A 19762-nucleotide genomic window follows, 5' to 3' on the forward strand; every position below is an offset into this window, starting at 1 on the left:
TACACCTCCGCCTTGTTCCAACAAGATTACAGTTCACTTCCTTATTTAAAACTAAAGCCTGGCAGTTTAACCACCAGACTAGTGTATGATTTTGACTTAACGATTATGCACCTAGAATATCTCGGACAATTTGGTTGACCAGTTTACCATCCGCCCTTCCTTTGACCTTTGGCATTAAAGCCCCCATCACCTTCCCCAGAGCCTTAGGACCTTGAGCACCGACCTGAGTAATCGTCTCCTGGATCACTTGGCGGATCTCTTCTTCAGTCATTTGTGTCGGGAGGTAGGTCATTAAGACTTCGATTTCGGCCTGCAAGTTAGCGACCTGATCTTCACGCTGAGCTTTAGCGAACTCAGCAATCGCGTCACGCCGCAACTTGACTTCCCTGGTCAGCACCTCGATTACTTCCTCATCATTAAGCTCGTGACCCTTATCAATCTCGGCGTTTTTGATCGCAGCACGTGCCATCCGGATCACTGAAAGAGCAAGTTTCCCGGCTTCCCTTTTTTTCATCGCCGTTTTCATGTCTTCCATTAAACGCTCCTTCAATGACAACACCGGTCACCATCCCTTAGTTGAACTTACGCTTTCTCGCTGCTTCGGACTTTTTCTTTCTTCTGACACTCGGTTTTTCGTAGTGCTCACGTTTTCTGACTTCCGATAAAACACCTGCTTTTTGGCAAGAACGTTTGAACCGGCGCAGTGCACTATCCAGGGATTCATTTTTGCCTACCTTGACTTCGCTCACTTCTTTCCCTCCCTCCACTACGAACCATATTGCCACCAAGTGCTGCGTGTGGTAGAATCAATCATTCTGCGATAATTTGATATACTAGTTCATTATACTATAAAATCAATTTTTCAGTCAACCCTAACCAGGCGGCCATTGCAGCGTCCGTCCACCCAGAAGGTGAAAATGTAGGTGTCCAATTGTTTGGCCACCCTCTTCTCCACAATTGCTCACCAAACGGAATCCCCGTTCCTCCAGGCCAAGCTCACGGGCCAGCTGACCGGCCACCAGTTGTAAGTGGCCCAATACAGCCTGGTCATCAGGTGTGACATCTAATAGTGAGGTCCGGTGTTGTTTTGGGACGATCAACACATGCACCGGAGCCGCCGGGTTGATATCATGAAAAGCCAATACCTGCTTATCTTCGTATACAACCTTACTGGGTATTTCCTTGGCCACAATGCGGCAGAACAAACATTCAGCCATGAACTTAACCTCCTTATTCAGAATATTCGGCAAAAGCGGTTAAATTCCTTCCAAATAAAGTAATCTTTATTATTTATTTGCCCACATCTTTATATCGACCAATAATCTTATCATCTTCGATCCTCTCCAGGGTTGCGCTGACCAACTGGCCACGCAAATCTCGTTCATCAATCGCTGGCAGCACCACCCGCAAGTAATTATCGGTATAACCTACCCACCCAGCCGGGTCAGTTTGCTCCTCAAGCAGCACAGTAAGCGTTTGTCCCAGGAACGCCTGCGCGAAGCGGTGGGCTTCTTCACGGGCCAGCGCGATCAAACGCTGGCTACGCTCTTCCTTGACCTGGGGTGCCACCTGGTTGGGAAACTTAGCCGCCCGGGTCCCGGCCCGGGGTGAGTATTTGAAGACATGCAAATCGGAGAAATTTAATTCATCGATAAACTGTAGACTCTGCGAAAAATGGACTTCAGTTTCCCCGGGAAAACCCACGATCACGTCACTGGTGATAGCTACCCCGGGGATGACGGCCCGAATTCTATCTACTAACTGCTGGTACTCTCGTGTGGTATAGTGACGATTCATCTTGAAGAGGATTTCATCATGCCCGCTTTGCAGCGGAATGTGAAAATGGCGGCAAAGTACTGGATTGTCCGCGACCAGCTCAATCAATTCATCAGTGATCTCCGTCGGCTCAAGCGAACTCAGGCGCAAACGGGGTAAAGCAGGAACCTCAGTCAGCACTCGCCAAAGCAAACTTCCCAGGTTTACTCCTTCCCCCAGGTCCTGGCCATAAGCCGAGGTATGGATACCCGTCAAAACAATCTCGGCAAAACCCATCTGCACCAGGCGCTGAAGCTCAGCGATTACCTGGTCGGGCTGACGGCTCCGGACCCGGCCACGGGCGTATGGTACGATGCAGTAACTGCAAAATTGATTGCAGCCATCCTGAATTTTGACGAAGGCCCGCGTGCGGTGGACAAAACTCTCCAGGGGAAGCTCTTCAAACTCCCGCCGCTGGGTAATATCCGCCACCAAATTTAACGGGGCTTGTCCTTTTTGCGCCTGTTCCACTAATTCCACAAGCCGGCCCCGATCTTGAGTTCCGATCACCAGGTCAACCCCGGGAATAGCCAGAACCTCTCCCGGGGAAGTTTGAGCATAACAGCCAGTGACCACAATCTTGGCCGCAGGATTTCGTTTAATCGCCTGGCGGATCATTTGCCGGGACTTTCGGTCTCCCAGGTGAGTAACCGTACAGGTATTGATCACATAAACATCAGCTTCTTCCCGCCAGTCAACTGGGGTATAGCCGCGCTTCTGGAACAATCCCAGCATAGCCTCTGATTCAGTTTGGTTAACCTTACAGCCCAGGGTGTGAATGGCTACCCGCTTGTCTGTCATGGCCGCCAACCTCCCAGGTCTCCCAGTTCATAAAGGATCATGGTTAACGCGGCCAGCCCTGCCGTCTCTGTCCGCAAGATCCTTGGCCCCAGGGAAACGCAAATTACGCCAGCGCTTATGGCCGCCTCAATTTCAGAAGAGGAAAGGCCCCCCTCTGGCCCGATAAAGACGTAAACTAATTTTGGGGTTAGACCCGTTTGCCGGAGCAGTGACTTCAGGCCACACCTTCGTTCCTCCTCCCAGGGCAAAAGCCCCCAAACCGAGTCAGGCAGATTTTGGAGGGCCTGCGCCCAAGTAGTGATTGGTTCAATAACCGGAACCCGGTCACGGCGGCACTGTTTCGCCGCCTCCAGGGCAATCCTCTGCCAGCGCCGCTGCCGTTCTCGACCCTTCTCTGGCGTCAACCTGACGACTACTCGCTCGGTCTCGACCGGCAAAATCCTGGTAACCCCAAGCTCAGTGCACTTCTGCACGATCAGGTCCATCTTGTCACCCTTGGGCAATCCCTGAACCAACACGACCTGAATAGGTGGTTCTGTTTTCCGATCAAGCAGCCGGATGATTTGTCCCGCCGCTTCCTGCGCAGAAAGATGAGTAAGTTTAACCAGATAGGCATTGCCTACTCCGTCAAATACCTCCACCTCATCACCGGGGCCCAGCCGCAGCACACGGGTTAGGTGGTTGAGTTCATCCCCACTGATCCGGACCTCGGTTGGTGTAATATCAGTCGGCAAAACTAAGAAGCGGTGCATGGTCTACTCCTTTTCAGCCACCACCGTCACCCATTCCCCTTCCTGGTTGATCTCCCGAATGGTAAAATTACCTGCTTGCAAATGGGTGACCACATCTTCCAACCGGTCAATAATTATACCACTGGTGATGAATATTCCCGAGTGGTTCAAGAGTTGATTGGCTGACTCGCTCAGAGCGATAATCGCGTCGGCAATGATATTGGCTACAATAACATCAACTGATTCGGTAATCCCTTTTAATAAATCCCCTGACTGGACTTTGATTATTTCTCCAACACCGTTACGTGCTACATTTTCTTCCGCGACACTAACAGCCACGGGATCAGCATCAACGGCTAAAACCCAACTTGCTCCCAGCTTCGCCGCAGCAATGGCCAGGATGCCGGACCCGGTCCCCACGTCAATTACCCGGTCACCGGCCTTCAGATAATACTCAATCGCTCTCAAGCACATCACAGTTGTTGGATGCGTCCCTGTACCAAAGGCCATGCCGGGATCAAGTTCAATCACCACCTCCGCCAACTGGGGATGGTACTCCTCCCAGGAAGGCTTAATGACCAAACGGCGGCCAACCCGGGTTGGTTTGTAGTGAGCCTTCCAGGCATGGGCCCAGTCCTCCTCTTCGACCTCGTTCAAACACAGTTCAAACCAGTAACCCTCGACCAGCTGGGGAAATTTTTCCGTTGCCTCCTGGAGGGTACGTAATCGCTCCTCTAAACATTCATCAACTGGAAAGTAACCAATAATCAGCACATTCTCACCCTGCAGCATTTCGGGCGGCAGGGCGTGATAATCCCAACCCGCATGCTTGATGTATTCAGCCACTAGCAGGGGGTCCTCAACCACCACCCCCTGACAACCTAACTCGTAAAATAAGTTAGCGACTGCATCAGCCGCCGCGTGGGTCGTGGTTGCCTTGACTTCTTGCCATTTCATGCGGGTTGTCACTCCTTAAGTTTATTGTATAAACCAGGATAACCAAAACACAGTATAAATAAACTAAAATCACATAAATGCATCCCTAACCTTACCGAAAAAGCTTTTCTTATTCTGGTTCTCGGCCACTTCATCACCACCGGCTTCAGCAAATTGCCGTAACAGTTCCCGCTGCTTCTCGGTCAACCTGGTCGGGGTTTGCACGACCACCTTAACGTGCTGATCACCTCGGCCATAACCACGGAGGTTGGGAATTCCTTTCCCGCGCAGCCGGAAAAACGTGCCCGTCTGAGTACCTTCTGGGATCCGCAGTTTGGCCTTTCCTTCCAGAGTCGGTACTTCAATCTCACCCCCCAGGGCAGCTTGCACAAAAGAAATCGGAATCTCACACAAAATATCATCACCGTCACGTTCAAAGAACGGGTGAGATTTCACCTGGATATAGACGTATAAATCGCCGGGCGGTCCGCCCCGTAGTCCGGGTTCACCTTCTCCGGCCATCCGTAACTGTGATCCCGTATCCACCCCAGCAGGAACCCGAATATGGATCTTGCGGACGCGCCGAACCCGCCCCTGACCACGACACTCCTTGCACGGTGATTCAATGATCTTGCCTTCGCCATGACACTTGGGACAGGTGCGCACACTCTGAAACTGCATGCCAAAAGCGGCCCGCTGGGTCGTCCTGATCTGACCGGTTCCCTTACAAGCCGGGCAGGTTGCCGGATGAGTGCCAGGTTCTGCCCCGGAACCACCACAGGCTGGACATTTCTCCAGACGGGGTATTTCCACATCCTTTTCGACGCCAAAGGCCGCTTCCTCGAAGGTAAGCTCCAGGTCCAGGCGCAGATCGGCCCCTTGCTGCGGCCCGGTCCGGCGGTTGGCACTCCCAAATCCGCCGCCAAAGAACATATCGAAAATGTCACCAAAACCACCCATGTCCTGGCCAAAACCGCTAAAGCCACCAAACCCCCCAAAGCCCTCGGCCCCGTTGCCGAAAGCAGCGTGGCCCATCTGATCATACCGCGCCCGTTTCTCGGGATCACTCAATACCTCATAAGCTTCGTTGATCTCCTTAAATTTCTCTTCCGCCTGTTTGTCATTGGGATTGGCATCAGGGTGGTACTGCCGGGCCAACTTCCGATAGGCCTTCTTTATTTCTGTCTCATTGGCATCCCGGCTGACCCCTAACACCTCGTAGTAATCCCGTTTGCTCATTGATAAACCACCTTCCACCAAATTCTTGATATGTTAACCGGTCTATCGCGAATTTGGTCTGATATAGCTAGACAGGGGGAAAAGCCCTCCCCCTGTGCACCTACTTTTGATCATCCATTACTTCGTAGTCAGCGTCAACCACTTTCTCATCTTTTTGGGTATGCTGACCACCCGGGTTAGCTCCCCCAGCCGCGCCAGCCTGCTGATACATCTTAGAGGTAAACTCATAAAGAACGGTTGTCAGTTCCTCCATCTTCTTCTTGATGTCATCGGTATTGTTTTTGCTGACCGCTTCTTTCAAGGTTTCTTTAGCCTTCTCAATCTTTTCCACTTCTGACTTATCCGCTTTTTCCCGGAATTCTTTCAGCGTCTTCTCGGTCTGGTAGATCAGGCTGTCCGCCTGATTCCGAGTTTCCACCGCTTCCTTACGTTTCTTATCCTCTTCCGCGTAACGCTCGGCGTCTTTCACCATCTTTTCGATCTCGGCATCAGATAGACCGCTCGAGGCAGTAATCGTGACTTTCTGTTCTTTGCCCGTTCCCAGGTCCTTGGCTGAGACGTGCACGATCCCGTTAACATCAATATCAAACTTGACCTCGATCTGCGGCACACCGCGCGGCGCCGGTGGAATACCATCAAGGATGAACCGACCCAAGGTCTTGTTGTCAGCCGCCATTGGCCGCTCCCCTTGCAGGACATGGATTTTCACACTAGTTTGGTTATCTGCCGCTGTTGAGAAAATTTGGCTCTTTGATGTTGGGATGGTGGTGTTACGCTCGATCAAGCGGGTAAAGACACCGCCCAGCGTCTCGATCCCCAGAGAAAGCGGGGTAACATCCAGCAGCAAGACGTCCTTGACTTCGCCCGCCAGCACCCCGGCCTGAATGGCAGCACCCAGAGCAACAACTTCGTCGGGATTGATCCCTTTGTACGGTTCTTTCCCCAGGTAGTTTTTGATTGCTTCCTGAACCGCTGGAATCCGGGTCGAACCGCCGACCAGGATCACCTTGTCAATGTCCTTAGGCTCCAGTCCTGCGTCCTTCAAAGCCTGACGAGTTGGCCCCATCGTTTTCTCCACCAGGTCAGGGGTCAGTTCTTCAAACTTGGCCCGCGTCAGAGTGATATCCAGGTGCTGCGGTCCTTCCGCTGTCGCGGTGATGAAGGGGAGGTTAATGTTGGTCGTCAACACCGATGATAGCTCATGCTTGGCTTTCTCGGCCGCCTCTTTCAGCCTTTGCATGGCCATACGGTCTTTCGTCAGGTCAACCCCGGTGGATTTTTTAAATTCAGACACCAGGTACTCGATAATCCGGTCGTCAAAATCATCGCCGCCTAAACGGTTGTTACCACTGGTGGCCTTAACCTCAAAAACCCCGTCACCTAATTCTAGGATGGAGACGTCAAAAGTCCCGCCACCCAGATCAAACACCAGGATCGTCTGGTCTTCCTGCTTATCCAGACCATAGGCTAAAGCCGCGGCAGTCGGCTCGTTGATAATTCGTAAGACCTCAAGACCGGCGATCTTACCGGCATCTTTAGTCGCCTGCCGCTGCGCATCAGTAAAGTAGGCTGGGACAGTGATCACCGCCTTGGTCACTGGTTCGCCCAGATAAGCTTCAGCATCCGCCTTAATTTTTTGGAGGATCATCGCCGAAATTTCCTGCGGGGTATACTCTTTGTCATCTATTCTTACTTTATAGTTGGTTCCCATATGTCGTTTGATCGACATGACTGTTCGTTCGGGATTGGTGATCGCCTGGCGTTTGGCGATCTGACCCACCAGACGTTCACCGGTTTTCGAAAATCCTACAACGGACGGAGTAATCCTTGCCCCTTCCTGGTTAGGGATTACTACCGCCTCGCCACCTTCCATATACGCTACACAGGAGTTTGTTGTCCCCAGGTCAATCCCTACAACCTTACCCATCCTAACTCAACCTCCAACCAATATTATTCTTTACTTTTGGCCACTTTTACCCGGGCCGGTCGGATAATTTTGCCTTTAAAGGCATAACCTTTTTGTAATTCTTCAACCACCGTATTGTCGGGATATTTTTCATCGGCTGGCACCTGCATCAGGGCTTCGTGTTTTTGGGGATTGAATTCCTCTCCCACGGCTTCCACCACACTCAGTCCTTCGCTGGTCAGGATATCGGTCAACTGCCGATGGACCATGGCGATACCGATGGCCAAACTCTGCACATCAGTGCTTTGCTCAGCCGCCTTCAGGGCTCGTTCAAAGTTATCCAACACCGACAACAGCCTGGTCACCAACTGCTCTGTCGCGTATTTCATCAGTTCTTCCCGCTCGGTCCGCCATCGCCGCCGGAAGTTCTCAAAATCGGCGTAGGTCCTTATCCACCGATCATAATATTCCTGGACCAGAGCCTTCTGCTCCTCCAGCTCCTGTTTTAATTGCGCGACATCCACTTCCCCTGGCGTATCATTGGCTGGTGAAGCCGCCACTTCATTTGCATCAGTCTGCTTTGTTGTCTCAGTTTGGCTTGCTGTCTCCTCAACCGGCTGGATTTCTCCCGTCATTTCCGAATTATGGTTATGCTCGTTCAAGGGCTCACCCGCTTTCTAAATTTCTACGTCTTTACTGTTGGATCGATCTTGGTTCTGCTCTTCCTTCTTTTTAATAATTGTATCGATCCGCAAAATAGCCTCTGCCACCTCACCGGCCGCCTTCAGCGCGTACCACTTAACCAGGGCAGGATCAACCACCCCCAGTTGTTCCATATCGCAAACCTCACCTGTATCACAATCGATGGCCAAAGAATCCCGGTTTTGTTCAGCCTGGGCGGCCAGAACATCTCCCAGTTTCTCCAGGGGGTTAAATCCCGCATTGTTCACAATCTGCGAAAACGGCCGTTTCAAGGCTTCAGTGACACAATCAACTCCATAGGCCGCCATACCGCGGACGTCTTGGCGTGCTTTGGCCACCTCTCTAGCCACAGCCAATTCGATCGCCCCGCCGCCGGGAACAATACCGCCCTTGAGCGCAGCCTGAACAGAGGAAGCCGCATCCTTAGCCATCCGTTCCCGCTCGCCCACGACCTCGCTCGTCGCTGCACCGACCAGGATGGTGGCCATCGGTTTACCGTTTCCGCCTAAAATCCGGACGTGCTCCAATTCCTCGTCTTCAAAAACACGCTGAGCCGTTCCTAAATAACGGCTGATCTCAGCCGTGTCTTTTTTCAAGCCAGTGCGCTTGATCATGCGCGCCCCGGTGTGTTCTGCTGCTTTGCGCAATTCTTTATGGGCCACTCGTTGGATGACCATGATCCCTGCATCGGTGAGGATCTCCTCGGCAATGTCCTCAACTCCCCGGTCGACCAGCACCAGTTTAACTCCCAACTCAACAATCTTGTGGACGTTTTGCTTAAACTCTTCCTGGAGCTCCAGGTACCGGGTGAAACCGAGTTCGGTACTCAGGGCCTCATCTTCAAATTCCTCCGGTTCCAGGGCATCATCAATCACTAAAACCTTGACATCGTTTAACTCTCTCGGCATCTGTTTATTCATGCGTTCCTTATTGATGATCACCCCAAGGAACACCTCATTGTTCGCGCCTTCTTCAGCCACTATGGTTTCTGACAGCTTGAACCCCGGCTCTTTCAGCTTCTCCTCACCGATCAATTGAACGGCTTCCACCACAAGCTCAGCCAGATCGTCGTTGCCCCGACCGGCCACCAGGGCAATCTTATACAATAAGGGATCATGCACTCCTTGAATTGGGCGGGCCTTTTCTTTAAAAAGAGTCAGGGCCTTGCGCACCCCGACCCGTAATCCTTCGATCACGCGGGCCACTGGCACCCCTTTGACTACTTGAGCCACCCCTTCGCTGACCAGAGCTCCGGCTAGAATGGTCGCGGTAGTAGTCCCATCACCGATTTCTTCCTGCTGCGCCCGGGCGGTATTGATCAACATCTTGGCCGCGGGGTGATTGACCTCCATCAGATTTAAGATGGTCACACCATCATTAGTGATGACCACCTCGCCAAACTTATCGACCAACATAGTATCTAACCCTTTGGGTCCGATTGTCCCCTCAACCGCCGAGGCGATGGCGCGAATCGCGTTGGAATTCGTCATGAGAGCGGCTAAGCGCTCGTCTACTTCGGCGTTATTGCTTACTGCTTGTTTGACACTCACCAGAAGAACCTCCTAACCCTGACCATCACATACCGTAAAACTTGCTCAAAACTTCTGACAGCGTTTTCGTCATAAAATCGACAATACTTACCGCCTTGGAATATTCCATCCGGGTCGGGCCAAGCACCCCGATCTTGCCGATAATTTTTCCGTCAACTTCGTAGGTAGCAGTAATCACACTGCATTCCTGTAACTCTTCGTAACTATTCTCCCCGCCAATCTTCACCGTAATTCCTCGCGAAGCCGTATCCAACACCGATTTCAAAACCTGATTTTCTTCCAGCACAGCCAGCATATGCTTGATTTTATCAACGTTTCGAAACTCGGGTTGATTGAGCATGTTCAGGGTTCCCCCGAGGTACACCTTCTCTTCGCCTGGTTCCTGAAGCGCATCCTGCAACAATTCCATGACTTCACGTAAGAGCCGCTTCTGTTGCAGTAATTCATTATAGAGATCCTGCCACACGCTCTTCTTCAGGTTTTCCAGGGTAACCCCCTTAAGCTTATTGTTAAAAACCTGGGCCACCCGCCGGAGATCCTCGGCGGTGATCGATTCACTAATATCCATGATACGGTGCAGCACGAAACCCGCCTGCGTAATAATGACAGCCAGAGCCTTTAACGGCTGGAACGGAATCAATTCAATGTGCTTAAACTCACTTTGACTGGCTTGAGGTGACAGAACCATGGAAGTATAATTGGTCAGTTCTGACAAGAGACGGCTGGTTTCCTGGATCACCGAGTCGATCTCACGCATCTTCCGCATGTAAGCCTGGCGGATATAATTCTCTTCCTCTTCGGTCAACTGCTGTCTTTCCATGAGACAATCCACGTAATAACGGTAACCACGGTGCGACGGAATCCGTCCCGCTGAAGTATGCGGCTGTTCGATTAAGCCCATCTCTTCCAGATCAGCCATTTCATTGCGGATTGTTGCCGGGCTAACGCCCAGGTTATATTTGCGGGCAATGGTCCGAGAACCTACGGGTTCAGCAGTCGCCACATAATCCTTGATGATGGCGGCCAGGACCTTTTGCTTCCTTTCATCAATTCTCATCCCTAACCACCCTTTTGTTAGCACTCCAAGTTCTCGAGTGCTAATATTTCCTACCTAAAAAATTACCACCTGAACAGGGAGTTTGTCAAGGCATGACATACTTTGCGCTGGCGATATGGCTTTCTGGAAAGATTAACTAAGGTAAAAAGGCAGCGAACACATCGTTCGCGATAAATAACCCGCGCCGGGTGAGGGCTAAACGGTCCCCATGATCAGAGAGAAGCCCCTGCGCAAGCAGGCGGGGAATAACTGTCGGATAAGCCTCTTCCAGCGTCAGCCCAAAGCGCTGCCACCACTCGGACCGGCTGACCCCGCGGAGCAAACGCAGGCCGAGAAACATGGTCTCGGCACGTTCCAGTTCTGGAGTGATTGTTTCTCTTTCCGCGATAGGCAATAATCCGCTGGCCAGAGTTGCCCGATAAGCGTCAAGATCGGCAAGATTTGCCCAGCGCACCCCGCCTACATAGGAATGGGCTGCTGGGCCGACTCCCAGATACTCCTGGTTCAACCAGTAGGTCAGGTTATGCCTGGCTTCTCGACCTGGTCGAGCAAAATTCGAGATTTCGTAATGAACATAACCATGATTCACCGCCTGGTCGATGATGATTTTGTACATAGCTGCTTCCTCATCTTCATCGGGCAGGCACAATTCGCCGCGCGCATATCGTTCACCAAAGGGAGTACCCGGCTCAATTTTTAAGCTGTAAGCCGATAAATGGGCCGGCGCCATTTCCAGAGCCAGTTTAACAGTACTTTCCCAATCCGCTAGGGTTTGTCCAGGTAGACCGTACATCAAGTCAAGATTAATATTGGCGAAACCGGCCTGACTGGCCATTTCATAGGCCTCAATAGCTTGCTCCGCCGAGTGAATCCGTCCAATGTTGCGCAGCAACCGGTCGTCAAAGGTCTGAACTCCCAGCGACAAACGGTTAACCCCGGCCGCAAGCAGATATTCGAGCTTAGCTTGATCAAGCGTACCCGGGTTAGCTTCGATGGTAACCTCCGCTTCTGGCAGCCAATCAAACCGTTGGCGGCAGTCATCCAAGAGGCAGGCCAGGTTTCGTGTACTCAGACAGGTCGGCGTCCCTCCGCCAAGGTACACTGACTGAAGCCGACGTTTTTCCTCGGGTAATTGAGCGGCATAAAGCCCTAGTTCCCGCCGAAGAGCCTGTATAAAACCATCAATATCCTGGCTCTCCACGGGAATTGAGTAAAAGTCGCAATACTGGCATTTTCTTAAACAAAAAGGAATGTGAATATAAAGCGCAATGGACATTCCTGTCTATCTCCCTATTTGTCAATCCTGAGCACGGCCATAAAGGCCTCCTGAGGCACTTCCACGCTCCCTACCTGCTTCATGCGCTTCTTACCCTCTTTTTGTTTTTCGAGCAGCTTTCGCTTGCGGGTGATGTCCCCACCATAGCACTTGGCCAGCACATCTTTGCGCTTGGCCTTGACAGTCTCTCGGGCAATAACCTTATTACCAATCGCCGCCTGAATCGGCACCTCAAATAACTGCCGGGGGATTAACCCCCGCAGTTTTTCTACCAGGGCCCGGCCCCGGTAATAGGCCCGTTCCCGGTGAACAATAAAAGACAAAGCGTCAACAAGCTCGCCATTTAACAAAATATCCAGCTTGACCAGGTCGGATTCCTTGTAATCCGTCAACTCGTAATCCAGTGAAGCATACCCCTTGGTCCGCGACTTTAATTGATCAAAAAAATCGTAAATAATCTCACTTAAGGGCAATTCATAGGTCAATATTACCCGATTGACCGAAACATACTGCATATCCAGGAAAGTCCCCCTCTTTTCCTGGCTAAGCTCCATGATTGCCCCGACATATTCACTCGGGACCATGATCGTCGCCTTGACGTAAGGTTCTTTTACAGCCTGAATTTCCCCCGCTTGCGGCCAAGCGGCCGGGTTGTCAACCATTAAAACCTCTCCCGATGTTTTGACGATCTGGTAGACCACGCTGGGCGCGGTGGTGATAAGCTGCAGCCCATACTCTCGCTCCAGGCGCTCTTGAACAATCTCCATGTGTAAGAGGCCAAGGAAACCACAACGGAAGCCAAATCCCAAAGCCGCTGAAGTTTCGGGTTCGTAACGCAGCGAGGCATCGTTCAGCTTTAGTTTTTCCAGCGCGTCCCTCAGGTCAGCGTAATCATTGGTCTCCACTGGATACAGGCCGCAAAACACCATTGAAGTCACCTGCCGATAACCCGGCAACGGCTCGCCGGCTGGTTTCTCAGCATCCGTAATCGTGTCACCAACCCTGGTGTCCTTGACGTTTTTGATACTGGCCGCTACATATCCCACTTCGCCAGCGATCAGGCGATCGACAACCTTTAAAGCTGGGGTAAATACCCCTACCTCGGTCACCTCAAACACACGGTTGGTAGACATCATCTTGATCTTCATTCCTTTAGTAATGGCACCCTCCACTACCCGGATGTAGGAAATCGCTCCTTTGTAAGAATCAAAGTGAGAGTCAAAAATCAGGGCGCGTAACGGCAGATTTTCCTCCCCTTTTGGCGGAGGGATCCGCTTGACGACTGCCTCCAACACCTCTTCGATCCCAATCCCAGCTTTCGCCGAGACTAGAATGGCCTCACTGGCATCCAGGCCAATTACTTCTTCGATCTCTTTTTTGACCCGTCCTGGTTCTGCGCTGGGCAAGTCAATCTTGTTAATTACTGGAATAATCTCCAGGTCGTTCTCCAGGGCCAGATAGACATTGGCCAGGGTCTGTGCCTCAATTCCCTGCGAAGCGTCAACGACGAGAATAGCCCCCTCACAGGCAGCCAAACTTCGAGAAACCTCGTAGGTAAAATCAACGTGTCCCGGCGTATCGATCAGATTCAAGATATAAGTCTCGCCGTTCTGGGCTCGATACTGCAGCCGAACCGCCTGCAGTTTGATGGTGATGCCGCGTTCCCGCTCAATATCCATCTGGTCAAGCACCTGCTCGACCATTTCACGTTCCGAAAGAGCGCCTGTATATTCTAAAATCCGGTCGGCCAGAGTAGATTTTCCGTGATCAATATGGGCAATGATACAAAAATTGCGGATCCTGTCTTGTTGTCTAACCCCCACGTTTGCCACTTCCTCCTTAACGTCCTGCTTGATCATTTTATTATACCAATACCCCCTGAGGGAAACAACCCTTTCTATGAGCGACGGAAGCGACCCTTAACCAGATTCAAAACCATTTCTGCCTCTTCCATTCTCAGCAGTAGGGCGACCACCCCAAAGACTACCGCACCAACAGTAACCCCAGTGCTCACGATCAGGAGCTGGTTGATCTTGGGATTAAACGCGACCACGTTGGAGACGTATTGGACCGTTCCCAGAGTAAATATCGCCATGGCGGCTGACGCCAGCAAAGTCTGGCCAAAAGAGAGCAGCATCAACCGTCCACCAATGTGGCCGATTTTCGGCCGCAGTAGAGCCAGTAGAAGCACCATATTGAACACACCAGCGATAGAATAGGCCAAAGCCAATCCACCGTGAGCCATGTACCTGACCAGAATCACGCTTAAAACGGTGTTCAGGACAATCGTCAGTACCCCAACCGTTACTGGGGTTCTAGTATCCTGCAGGGCATAGAACACCCGGTTTAACACCTGAATCGCCGAGTAAGCAAAAATCCCCAGCGAGTAATATAGCAAAGCCTCAGCCGTGGCCAGGGTATCCCACCGGTCGAAATTACCCTGTTCAAAAAGCAGTTGAACAATGGGCACGCGCAACACAATCAAGCCGACTGCCGCTGGGAAAGTCACAAAAATGACCGTTCTAACTCCAAGAGAAAAGGTCCGCCTGAATTCAGCGATTTCCTGCCGCGCCGCTTGAGCGGTTAGGGTCGGAAAAACAGCAACCGCCACCGCGATGGCAAAGATCCCGATTGGCAGTTGCATCAGTCGCTGCGCCGTGCGCAAAGCCGAAATCATTCCTTCAGGCAGGGCCGATGCCAGGTTCTGGTTGACAAACAGATTGACTTGCGTTACTGATAGACCGATCAACACTGGTATCATCAGAATAAACATTTTCTGTACACCAGGGTGATGGAGATCAAAGCTAAAATGATAACGCAGACCCAGTTTCAGCAGCGGGGGAAGTTGCAGCGCGAAATTAACAACCGCCCCCAGAACAACCCCCAGGGAAAAGGCAGCAATTCCTAACTGCGGGGTTAAAAGCAAACCGACCCCAATGATCACCAGATTGTAGAAGACACCACCCAGGGCGGGAGCCGTAAAATGGTTAAAGGCATTGAGCAGCCCCATGGCGATCCCCCCCAGGCCCATAAAAAAAGCCTGAAAAAACATGATCCGGGTGAGATAGATTGACAGAGTCAGCGCCGCTGGCGGCAGGTGAGGTACCAATAGGTACATCAAGGCTGGAGTAAAGATCAAACCTATAATGATACCGATCAGCATGAGCAGCATGACAACATTAAAGACAATGCTGGCGACCCGCCAGCCTTCTTCTTCCTGATTAGTTGCCAAGTAGCTGGAGAATACAGGGATGAAGGCCGAACTCAAGGCTCCACCAACCAGCAGCATGTAAAGAAAATCCGGAATGGAAAATGCGGCATTATAGGCATCAGTTACGCTGTCCTGCCCAAACTTGGTATAGATAACAACGTCCCTCACGTAACCGAGAATCCTCGACAGAACCGTGGCCACCATCATTAACCCAGCAGCCTTGGCTACTCTTCTGCCAGTCGACATGCGTTTACTCCTCTCAACCTGGCCTGGTTTTCTCTCCCTAATATAACATTTTTAACTGTATGGCAAAAGGTGATTTTGGACACATAGAAACAATAAATCGACATCCCCAAAGGGAGTCGAAAAAAGCATAGTTAGCCTCCTTCGTCGTCAAGGCGGCACAGGGATATTGTCAAATTATCTCAAAGACGTTCCTCAAGCTGGTCAATGAATGGCCAAATCTTCTGGTAAACTTGTCTTAACATACATAATACGGCCTCCTTCTCTTGCCAGAAAGAGGCTTTTAATCTTCGACCCCAGTCACTTAAACTGTACTGACTGGCTAAGGCATAATCTGCCCCCAGGGCTCTAATGTTAATATTCGCTTTTGACCAATCCAGGCTAAAAACTTTCCCCTGGTTGAGAGTTAGACTATAAATACCGCCAGCCGCTGTATTTAATCCAATAACCGCTAAGACAAGGATTATGGCCGTAGCTAGTGTTACTTCTCTCCTTCTCTGAAACATATCTTTTTCTCCTTAAGGAAAAATCGGGCTACTTATTAGGATACCCGATTTTTACCGTCCCTATTCTTAAGGCGATTTCGCTGGCAAGTCACTCAGCACTTCTTTTATAACCTGGGCTAGACAGCGAGCGGAAATCAGCGCCTCTTCAAGCGAATTCCGGTCATTGCCGATTTCCACAAGAATCGCTCTGGGATGGAGCGTCTGGTTATACGTTCCTTCTTTGCGGCGAACACCTTTCAGCAGACCCGGATAAAGTTCCTCTGTTTTTTTGGCTAGTTCTTCAGCGAACTGGTCGTTTTGCCGCCAGTTTGGGTGGGGTGAGCGGGCATCGGTGCCTACAATGAACAAAATCCGCGCCGCCTTTGCCCCCTCAATCTCCACCGCTTCTGAATTATCATTCGAGGGCATAGCATCCCGGTGGACATCAATCAGAATTTCGAGCGATGGGTAAGTTTTAAGCAGGTACTTCATTGTCTGAGCCGAATTTACATAAGACTTCGTAAAATCAGGATAGTCATGGATGCGATCAGTATAAACTGTCGGCACACCGTATGCTTTCTCCAGGGTATTGGCTAGTTCCTGAGCGACGAGAGCCACACCCCCGTTTTTTCCTTCCAGCTTGGACTTGCCGTCTGTGGGGATATACGTTTCCGCATTATGCGTGTTATAGATGCCAACCAGGGGGTTACCTTTAGCTGTTCCCCCATGGATGTTTTCCAGTGGTAAAGTTGCGGGAGGGGTGTTATCTTTGGGTAAGGTTGCCGGACCGCTGGGAACATCCATCCCCCTACCAATTTCCTCATCTGTCGAACTCAAAGTACTGAGTTGGGCAGTCAGGTATGTCTTGGGGTCAAAGACATTGATATTTGTAAAGGTGAATACGGCCGAACCAAGTAACCCTTCCGGTTCACTGACTTCCCAAGCCTGCTTCTGTTCCGATGCTACCGTTAGCACGGTCAGGCCGTTGTTTAACACTGCTTCCCAAACGTGACCAGGCAGGTTCACAGCTAAAAAAGCCCGGCGCCACCAGGCAGGTTCAGGATCTGGCTGTAAGGTGCCGGCCAGAGCCGGTACAGTCTGATCAAAATCTTCGAGGCTTAACTTGTCCAAGTTTAAGCCAACCAGCAGCGCGAGCAAGAATACGTGAAACAAAACCAAGTTTTTTAGAAAAGGCCCACCCCGTCGTGACCAAGGACGAAGTGAGATGAACCAAACCTTCCACACCGCTGTCGCCCCCTGAATATAACTATCCAATCTATATTCCAATTACAAGGAAATTATGCAAATGAAATGTAGAAACATAACAAAAGTTCCAACCGAGGTTGGAACTTGATTATAAATTCATTACTTCATATTAGCGAATTTCGGTTGGAACAAAAGCGTCAATCAAGCCAATGACAAACGCAGACAGCAAAGCGCCCAGAATACTCACCGACAGCAAGTTCGGAATAAGAAACTGCGCTAGGTAAATTACCGCTGCTGCAGTCACAAAACCAACCAGGCCTCGGCTCCGCGGGGAGACATTTTTACCCAGCAGTTGCTCAACTACATAACCCAGAACGGCAATAACTACCGCCGCGATCAAGGCGCCTAAGAATCCCGCGACCCTGATTCCCGGGAGGAACCATCCCACTAACATTAGGACTAAAGCTGACACCACAAAACGGACGACCGTACCCACCATGTCCGTCACCCCCTTTCTCAACATTAATCATAGTTTGGTCCTAACGCGGAAAGACTATGCAAAAACACCTGGGGAGCGTGTAAAATTTCAGTAGGAGAAAGTGAGGCGGAAATAGAAAAGAGACCTCACCGGTTGTCTCCTCAGGCAACCACCCCTAACACAATAGCCAAGGAGGGTGAGGTCTCATGTGGATGATTCGCGACATTGTGGAGATTATCCTGCTAGTCATACGAGAAATGTATCGATTAATAACCACTTACCAGGATTTTGCAGAACTAGAGAAAGGTATCTACCGGTTGGTGCAAAAGATAACGTTGAAGTTGTTAGTGACAGCTTGCAATTATCTGGACGAACAACTAATGCGAGATAGGAACAGGAAGCAGCTGAAGCTCGTACATACAAAACCCCGGGTTATAGTGACGCCATTTGGAGAAGTGGCGCTGGAGCGGAGGTATTATCGGGATCAAGAGACAGGAGAAGGCAGGTATCTGTTGGATGAAGCATTGGGCGTGGCGCCACGGCAACGCTTGTCGCCGTGGACGACAGAGTTAGCGGTGACAGCGGCGGCGGAGATGCCGTACCACCGGGCAGCTGCCTGGTTAAAACAGGTAACGCTGGGTGCAGTAGATATACAAGCGATGAGCCTGTGGCAAGAGGCACAAGAGGCTGGGAAAAGGCTTGCGGAGCAGGTAGAGCAAGAACGCTCGGCGGTTTTTGACCGGGGAGAAGTGCCAAAAACGCGACGGAAGAGCCAGAGCCTGCGGGTAGAAGCAGATGAGGTATGGGTGGCGGCCCGCAACAATTGTAAGGGACGAAGGAAATTAGCGATAAAAATTGGCGTAGGGTATGAACGGAAGGTGAGTATGGGGCCGCATAGGCAGAGTTTGCAGGGACGCCGGGTAGTCACCGGAGTAGCGGAAGCACGGGTATTCTGGGAGCAAGCAGTAACCCAATTTGGGCAGCAGTGGGACCTTTCTGCCGTAGAGAACTGCTGCGTAGGTGGTGACGGCGCACCATGGGTGAAGCTGGGTTGTGAGTATTTCCCAGGGGCAACGTACCAGTTGGACCCCTACCACTTGCGGCGGGCATTATTGGAGGGTTTGGGCCATGATGAGGCGGCGTACAAGGCAGTAAGTGCTGCTCTTGTGGAGGAGAACTGGGCAGAGGTAGAAAAAGCTCTGGTGGCCGCTGAGCGAGCGAGCAAAGGAGCTAAACGCCAGCGAATAACAAAACTGCGTCGATACTTGCAAGGGAACTGGGAAGGGATCTGCCAGAAGAAAGTAGCAGAGCGTCTTGGCACGATAGAAGGCCAGGTGTTCCACCATGTTGCCCGTCGGATGAAGCGGCACGGGGCCCGTTGGAGTAATACAGGGGCTGACCATCTCGCACGCCTGCTGGCAGCACGGGCTAACGGCGAGTTGTCAGAAGTGGCACGACAGGTCTGGCAGGCACAACCCGAACTGATCCGCCGTGTTGCTGGGGACAAGCCCATCCGTGCCGAAGGCCGGCTACCCGGTCAAGATCCGGCCGCTTGGCTGCGAGCCAGCTTACCGGCGCTGTATGGCCCAGCAGCAGATGAGCCATGGGTCAAGTACGTGCTACGTGTACTTACAAAGAAGTTACCAATTGTTGCCTAAAATATGAAATTCGCTAGTGTGTGGGGGTCACCTACTGAATCTTGACACGGACTACCATCAATTTACGGTTGCAATTTTGAACTTTAGGGCATAAAATAAAAGTTGCGATATGCGCCATTAGCTTAGCTGGTAGAGCATCCGACTCTTAATCGGAGGGTCCGGGGTTCGAATCCCTGATGGCGCACCAAGTAAAAACCCGCAAACTTTGCGGGTTTTTTTGTTTCTGGCATTGATTATTTAAACTGGAGGAATCTTCTCTTGACTTTTTAGGCCTAAAAAGTCTAATATTAAGAATATTAATATTCATGATTGGAGATGCTATATATTTTGTGTTAACACAAATTGTTAATTTTGAGGCAAATATCAACAATTAGCATAAACGTATTTTTCGGCAATTTCCTCTTAGAATTTCGCGGAAACTTGAATGAAAGCAGAAAAAATTGCGTCTTGGGAACAAAATCACAAAGC

The 19762-nt window shown here is 51.0% G+C and carries 18 protein-coding genes and 1 tRNA gene; 2 read left to right on the plus strand and 17 right to left on the minus strand.

Features of this window, described 5'->3' with window-relative positions; genetic code table 11:
* Positions 1 to 103: 103 nt before the first annotated feature.
* The 17 genes from HPY81_05230 to HPY81_05310 all read right to left on the minus strand — a co-directional run bounded on the left by HPY81_05230 (position 104) and on the right by HPY81_05310 (position 17657).
* The gene (locus HPY81_05230; GenBank protein NPV26855.1) at positions 104 to 556 is read right to left on the minus strand and encodes a GatB/YqeY domain-containing protein; all 453 of its coding nucleotides are present in this window, start codon (positions 554 to 556) and stop codon (positions 104 to 106) included.
* Between the two features lie 16 nt (positions 557 to 572).
* Entirely contained in the window at positions 573 to 749 is a 177-nt protein-coding gene (locus HPY81_05235; protein ID NPV26856.1) for a 30S ribosomal protein S21, read from the minus strand.
* Between the two features lie 123 nt (positions 750 to 872).
* Positions 873 to 1217, minus strand: coding sequence for a histidine triad nucleotide-binding protein (locus HPY81_05240; GenBank protein NPV26857.1), 345 nt, complete (start codon positions 1215 to 1217; stop codon positions 873 to 875).
* Between the two features lie 73 nt (positions 1218 to 1290).
* Positions 1291 to 2616, minus strand: a complete 1326-nt coding sequence (gene mtaB, locus HPY81_05245) for a tRNA (N(6)-L-threonylcarbamoyladenosine(37)-C(2))-methylthiotransferase MtaB (protein ID NPV26858.1) — start codon at positions 2614 to 2616, stop codon at positions 1291 to 1293.
* Positions 2613 to 3368: a 16S rRNA (uracil(1498)-N(3))-methyltransferase gene (locus HPY81_05250; protein NPV26859.1), complete on the minus strand. Its 756-nt coding sequence runs from the start codon at positions 3366 to 3368 to the stop codon at positions 2613 to 2615. Before HPY81_05250 ends, mtaB begins: the two co-directional genes overlap by 4 nt.
* Positions 3369 to 3371: 3 nt before the next feature.
* Positions 3372 to 4304: a 50S ribosomal protein L11 methyltransferase gene (gene prmA, locus HPY81_05255; GenBank protein ID NPV26860.1), complete on the minus strand. Its 933-nt coding sequence runs from the start codon at positions 4302 to 4304 to the stop codon at positions 3372 to 3374.
* A 69-nt stretch (positions 4305 to 4373) separates the two neighbouring features.
* Positions 4374 to 5522 (minus strand): molecular chaperone DnaJ, encoded by a 1149-nt coding sequence (dnaJ, locus tag HPY81_05260; protein NPV26861.1) that lies wholly within the window; start codon positions 5520 to 5522, stop codon positions 4374 to 4376.
* A gap of 100 nt (positions 5523 to 5622) precedes the next feature.
* On the minus strand, positions 5623 to 7449 hold the full coding sequence (gene dnaK / locus HPY81_05265) for a molecular chaperone DnaK (protein ID NPV26862.1): 1827 nt from the start codon (positions 7447 to 7449) through the stop codon (positions 5623 to 5625).
* 23 nt (positions 7450 to 7472) lie between these two features.
* Positions 7473 to 8063 (minus strand): nucleotide exchange factor GrpE, encoded by a 591-nt coding sequence (gene grpE / locus HPY81_05270; protein NPV26863.1) that lies wholly within the window; start codon positions 8061 to 8063, stop codon positions 7473 to 7475.
* Between the two features lie 42 nt (positions 8064 to 8105).
* Complete coding sequence (locus HPY81_05275; GenBank protein ID NPV26864.1) at positions 8106 to 9680, minus strand: chaperonin; 1575 nt, start codon at positions 9678 to 9680, stop codon at positions 8106 to 8108.
* 25 nt (positions 9681 to 9705) lie between these two features.
* Complete coding sequence (gene hrcA / locus HPY81_05280) at positions 9706 to 10737, minus strand: heat-inducible transcription repressor HrcA (protein ID NPV26865.1); 1032 nt, start codon at positions 10735 to 10737, stop codon at positions 9706 to 9708.
* 136 nt (positions 10738 to 10873) lie between these two features.
* A complete protein-coding gene (hemW, locus tag HPY81_05285) occupies positions 10874 to 12013 on the minus strand; it encodes a radical SAM family heme chaperone HemW (protein NPV26866.1) in 1140 nt (379 codons plus the stop codon).
* 14 nt (positions 12014 to 12027) lie between these two features.
* Positions 12028 to 13872, minus strand: coding sequence for an elongation factor 4 (gene lepA, locus HPY81_05290; protein ID NPV26867.1), 1845 nt, complete (start codon positions 13870 to 13872; stop codon positions 12028 to 12030).
* 38 nt (positions 13873 to 13910) lie between these two features.
* Positions 13911 to 15470, minus strand: a complete 1560-nt coding sequence (gene murJ / locus HPY81_05295) for a murein biosynthesis integral membrane protein MurJ (protein ID NPV26868.1) — start codon at positions 15468 to 15470, stop codon at positions 13911 to 13913.
* A 179-nt stretch (positions 15471 to 15649) separates the two neighbouring features.
* A complete protein-coding gene (locus HPY81_05300) occupies positions 15650 to 15973 on the minus strand; it encodes a hypothetical protein (protein ID NPV26869.1) in 324 nt (107 codons plus the stop codon).
* A 66-nt stretch (positions 15974 to 16039) separates the two neighbouring features.
* A complete protein-coding gene (locus tag HPY81_05305; protein NPV26870.1) occupies positions 16040 to 17197 on the minus strand; it encodes a stage II sporulation protein P in 1158 nt (385 codons plus the stop codon).
* Positions 17198 to 17327: 130 nt separating this feature from the next.
* Positions 17328 to 17657, minus strand: coding sequence for a phage holin family protein (locus tag HPY81_05310; protein NPV26871.1), 330 nt, complete (start codon positions 17655 to 17657; stop codon positions 17328 to 17330).
* A gap of 185 nt (positions 17658 to 17842) precedes the next feature.
* On the opposite strand from HPY81_05310, the gene HPY81_05315 reads away from it, so the two are divergent.
* Positions 17843 to 19294 (plus strand): ISLre2 family transposase, encoded by a 1452-nt coding sequence (locus HPY81_05315; protein ID NPV26872.1) that lies wholly within the window; start codon positions 17843 to 17845, stop codon positions 19292 to 19294.
* Between the two features lie 111 nt (positions 19295 to 19405).
* Positions 19406 to 19481: transfer RNA gene (locus HPY81_05320), tRNA-Lys, on the plus strand.
* The last annotated feature ends 281 nt before the right edge of the window (positions 19482 to 19762 follow it).

Source organism: Bacillota bacterium (assembly GCA_013178045.1).
Taxonomy (GTDB): domain Bacteria; phylum Bacillota; class Ch66; order Ch66; family Ch66; genus Ch66.

What these genes read in the sequence shown, in the direction of transcription:
- HPY81_05240 (NPV26857.1), bottom strand. Translation starts at nt 1,217, where the DNA reads ATGGCTGAATGTTTGTTCTGCCGCATTGTGGCCAAGGAAATACCCAGT.
- mtaB (NPV26858.1), bottom strand. Translation starts at nt 2,616, where the DNA reads ATGACAGACAAGCGGGTAGCCATTCACACCCTGGGCTGTAAGGTTAAC.
- HPY81_05250 (NPV26859.1), bottom strand. Translation starts at nt 3,368, where the DNA reads ATGCACCGCTTCTTAGTTTTGCCGACTGATATTACACCAACCGAGGTC.
- prmA (NPV26860.1), bottom strand. Translation starts at nt 4,304, where the DNA reads ATGAAATGGCAAGAAGTCAAGGCAACCACGACCCACGCGGCGGCTGAT.
- dnaJ (NPV26861.1), bottom strand. Translation starts at nt 5,522, where the DNA reads ATGAGCAAACGGGATTACTACGAGGTGTTAGGGGTCAGCCGGGATGCC.
- dnaK (NPV26862.1), bottom strand. Translation starts at nt 7,449, where the DNA reads ATGGGTAAGGTTGTAGGGATTGACCTGGGGACAACAAACTCCTGTGTA.
- grpE (NPV26863.1), bottom strand. Translation starts at nt 8,063, where the DNA reads ATGACGGGAGAAATCCAGCCGGTTGAGGAGACAGCAAGCCAAACTGAG.
- hrcA (NPV26865.1), bottom strand. Translation starts at nt 10,737, where the DNA reads ATGAGAATTGATGAAAGGAAGCAAAAGGTCCTGGCCGCCATCATCAAG.
- hemW (NPV26866.1), bottom strand. Translation starts at nt 12,013, where the DNA reads ATGTCCATTGCGCTTTATATTCACATTCCTTTTTGTTTAAGAAAATGC.
- lepA (NPV26867.1), bottom strand. Translation starts at nt 13,872, where the DNA reads ATGATCAAGCAGGACGTTAAGGAGGAAGTGGCAAACGTGGGGGTTAGA.
- murJ (NPV26868.1), bottom strand. Translation starts at nt 15,470, where the DNA reads ATGTCGACTGGCAGAAGAGTAGCCAAGGCTGCTGGGTTAATGATGGTG.
- HPY81_05300 (NPV26869.1), bottom strand. Translation starts at nt 15,973, where the DNA reads ATGTTTCAGAGAAGGAGAGAAGTAACACTAGCTACGGCCATAATCCTT.
- HPY81_05310 (NPV26871.1), bottom strand. Translation starts at nt 17,657, where the DNA reads ATGGTGGGTACGGTCGTCCGTTTTGTGGTGTCAGCTTTAGTCCTAATG.
- HPY81_05315 (NPV26872.1), top strand. Translation starts at nt 17,843, where the DNA reads ATGTGGATGATTCGCGACATTGTGGAGATTATCCTGCTAGTCATACGA.